The organism is Nocardia sp. NPDC003345 (assembly GCF_053589395.1).
Map to the genome: position 1 here is coordinate 1 of NZ_JBSFRU010000492.1, position 3,092 is coordinate 3,092.

Sequence of the window (3,092 nt, forward strand, 5' to 3'; positions counted from 1 at the left end):
ACTGGAGCAGGAAGCCGCCGAGCAGGCCGCCGACCACACCCACCACGATGTTGAGCAGAATGCCCTGCTGAGCATCGGTTTTCATAACTTTGCTCGCCAGCCATCCGGCGATGCCGCCGATGATGATCCAGCCGATGATGCCGAGACCGAGCATGACTTGTCCCTCGCTTATCTCCTCGGGTACACGTCGCGGTGGCGACCGTGTACGGGGGCGATACCCGGAGCCGGGCCGGATAACCGTGCACGAATCTGGAATTTGGGGCTGCCGCCACGCGAACCGCGAGCTAATATGAGGGTGCCTCATGTCTTCGGATGCCGGCGGCCGTCAGCCACAGCCCCGGCGAGGAACACCGATCGAATCCCGGGTCCACCCTCGCGGCGCCGTCGCCGCAGGTACATAGGAGAAGCAGCATGGCTACCGATCTCACCCAGACGACCGGGGCGCAGTACACCGCGATCCTGGGGCTGGGCGTCTACCGCCCGGCTCGCGTCGTCACCAACGACGAAGTGGCCGGACCGATCGATTCCAGCGACGAGTGGATCCGCACCCGCTCGGGCATCCGGACCCGCCGTTTCGCCGACGAGACCGAGACCGTCCACTCCATGAGTGTCGCGGCCGCCCGCGGCGCCCTCGACTCCGCCGGTATCGCCGCCGACCAGGTCGACTGCGTTATCGTCGCCACCTCGACCCACCTGCTGCTGACCCCCGCCGCCGGGCCCCGCATCGCCACCGAACTCGGGACCAACGGATCGGCCGCCTTCGATATCTCCGCGGGCTGTGCGGGCTTCTGTCACGGCCTGGCCATGGCATCCGACCTGGTACGCGGGGGCACCTCGTCCTATGTGCTGGTGATCGGGGTCGAAAAACTCACCGATACCGTCGACCCGACCGACCGCGGCACCGCGTTCCTTTTCGCCGACGGCGCCGGCGCGGTGGTGGTCGGACCGGCCGAGGCGGCCGGTATCGGGCCGACGGTCTGGGGCTCCGACGGCACCCAGCACCACGCCATCCGCCAGGACAAGGACTGGATGGAGTTCTTCGCCGAGATCGACGAGAAGGGCCTCGACGCCGTCCGCCCCTACCTGGCCATGGAGGGCACCGCGGTGTTCCGGTGGGCCGCGCATTCACTGGAGAAGGTCTGCCGGGACGCGGTGGATCGGGCCGGCCTGTCCACCGACGATCTGGACGCCATGATCCCGCACCAGGCCAACGGCCGGATCATCGAGATCATGGCGCGGGTGCTGAAACTGCCGGAGAACTGCGCGCTGGCCGACGATATCGAAGAGGCCGGCAACACTTCGGCAGCCTCGATTCCACTGGCGATGGAGGCGCTGCTGCGGACCGGACGGTCCGCGCCCGGCGATACCGCCCTGCTCATCGCCTTCGGTGCCGGACTCTCCTACGCGGCCCAGGTGGTGACCCTGCCGCCGTTCAGCCCGCCTCGACCGCTGTCTTGATCTTCGCCAGCGATTCGTTCATCCCGCGCACCAGCTCTTCCTCGAAGGCGGCCTCGCCGCCGAGGGCGGCATCGATCATCGTGCGGGAGAACCAGCTGGTGCCGTTGGGTACATCGCGCCGCTCGACCAGCCGGGTGCCGCCCTCGGCCGGCTCCAGCGTGTAGACCCATACCGAGCGGTTCTGGCTGACCCGGAACGCCAATGCGCTGTTCTTTTCGTAGCGCAGGATACGAGAGGTGGTCGGCCAGAACTTCCAGCCCTGCCGGTTGAGATTGACCGTCAGGGTGCCGGCCCGCGGCTTGCCGATCGGGATCATCCGTACACACTGGGGGCTGAACTCCGGCATCCGCGCCGGATCGGCGAGCACTGCCCAGACCCGCTCCGGGGGCGCGGCGATCTCGATACTGACTTCCAGATTCTTCGGCAACGCTGCCTCCATTTAGATGAAACTCCAAGTATCAGGAAGGGTAGCGATTGGCGACGGCTCGGTCACGTTTTCTCCCGCCGCGTATCGATATCGTCCATCCGGAAGCAGAATCGATCGTGAGATCTCGTCCGGGTCGGGTAACCGCACCGCAGCAAGACACGATGCCAGCAAACACTCAGCTAACGTAAGGTGATGGCCGTGAACCTTCGCTCGCTATTGCGCCGCCAGAGCAACGGCGGACTGCCACAGCTACCCGCGATCGAACCGGACGAGGCCGCCGACGGCGACCGCGTCGACGAACGCCTCGAACGCCTGCTCACCCCCACCGAACTCGATATGGTGCTGCGACACCGGGTCTGATCCCGGCCCGGCTACGGGAGGAGCCGGCCGAAGCCACCCGGTACGCTGCTGGTCGCGCCGGAGGCTCCGGCGTGGCTGACCACCGGGACATGCGTAATGAAGCGAATCTCAACTGTTGTCGTCACCGCTGCCGCCGCCGCGGCGCTGGTGCTGTCGGGTTGCTCCTCCGACGAAGAACCGGCCGAAGCCGCCGGTCTACGAAAGAACACGGCGACAGCGCAGACCACACCGGACAGCGACCCGGGCGTGACCGAAGAAGCCCCCGCCCCCGGCGACACCGGCACCGCCGAAGCCCCCGCGGAGGACACCCCCGCACCGGCCGACCCCGACGAACCCGCCGCACTCCCCGACCGCGCCACCGACACCACCTGCGCCCAGTTCAAAGCCCTCGACGAGCCGGAACAGCAACAACTCATCGGCCGCATCCTCGGCGAGAACCCCGACAGCACGTTCGTCGGCAACCCCAACGCGGCTCTCGGGACGGCGAAGCTGGTCTGCAACGCGGGCAAGCTGGCAGATCAGAAGGTCGCGGTGGTTTCGGGGATCGTTATCAACGGGTAGGGGGCGGGGTGAGCTCACACGCCAAGGTGAGGAGGTGACCCCACACGCCAAGGCGAGGAGATGACCCTGCTCGCCAAGGTGAGGAGGTGGCCCTCGCAAAAGTGAGGCAGGTGGCCCTGCTCGCAAAAGTGAGGCAGGTGTGACCTTGCCGGTCAAGGTTGGTAGGTGACCCTTCTTGTCAAGGCGGGAAGGTGACCCTGCTCGTCAAGGTGGGAAGGTGACCCTGCTCGTCAAGGTGGGAAGGTGACCCTGCTCGCCAAGGTGGGAAGGTGACCCTGCTCGCCAA

At 66.9% G+C, this 3,092-nt stretch carries 4 protein-coding genes and 1 pseudogene; 3 read left to right on the forward strand and 2 right to left on the reverse strand.

The window, feature by feature from the left end; genetic code table 11:
* Positions 1–154, reverse strand: a pseudogene (locus ACWDU1_RS31105) (GlsB/YeaQ/YmgE family stress response membrane protein); the annotation flags it as partial.
* A 257-nt stretch (positions 155–411) separates the two neighbouring features.
* Between ACWDU1_RS31105 and ACWDU1_RS31110 the strand changes: the two are divergent.
* Positions 412–1,458 carry a beta-ketoacyl-ACP synthase III gene (locus tag ACWDU1_RS31110; protein WP_450003959.1) on the forward strand — a complete coding sequence of 349 codons (1,047 nt, stop codon included), beginning with the start codon at positions 412–414 and terminating at the stop codon, positions 1,456–1,458.
* Here the strand turns inward: ACWDU1_RS31110 and ACWDU1_RS31115 are convergent.
* Entirely contained in the window at positions 1,433–1,897 is a 465-nt protein-coding gene (locus ACWDU1_RS31115; RefSeq protein ID WP_450003961.1) for an SRPBCC family protein, read from the reverse strand. The two genes, ACWDU1_RS31110 and ACWDU1_RS31115, sit on opposite strands and share 26 nt — an antisense overlap.
* 180 nt (positions 1,898–2,077) lie before the next feature.
* On the opposite strand from ACWDU1_RS31115, the gene ACWDU1_RS31120 reads away from it, so the two are divergent.
* Both ACWDU1_RS31120 and ACWDU1_RS31125 read left to right on the forward strand, forming a co-directional pair.
* Positions 2,078–2,245 carry a hypothetical protein gene (locus ACWDU1_RS31120; RefSeq protein WP_450003963.1) on the forward strand — a complete coding sequence of 56 codons (168 nt, stop codon included), beginning with the start codon at positions 2,078–2,080 and terminating at the stop codon, positions 2,243–2,245.
* 96 nt (positions 2,246–2,341) lie between these two features.
* Complete coding sequence (locus ACWDU1_RS31125; protein ID WP_450003965.1) at positions 2,342–2,806, forward strand: hypothetical protein; 465 nt, start codon at positions 2,342–2,344, stop codon at positions 2,804–2,806.
* Positions 2,807–3,092: the final 286 nt, after the last annotated feature.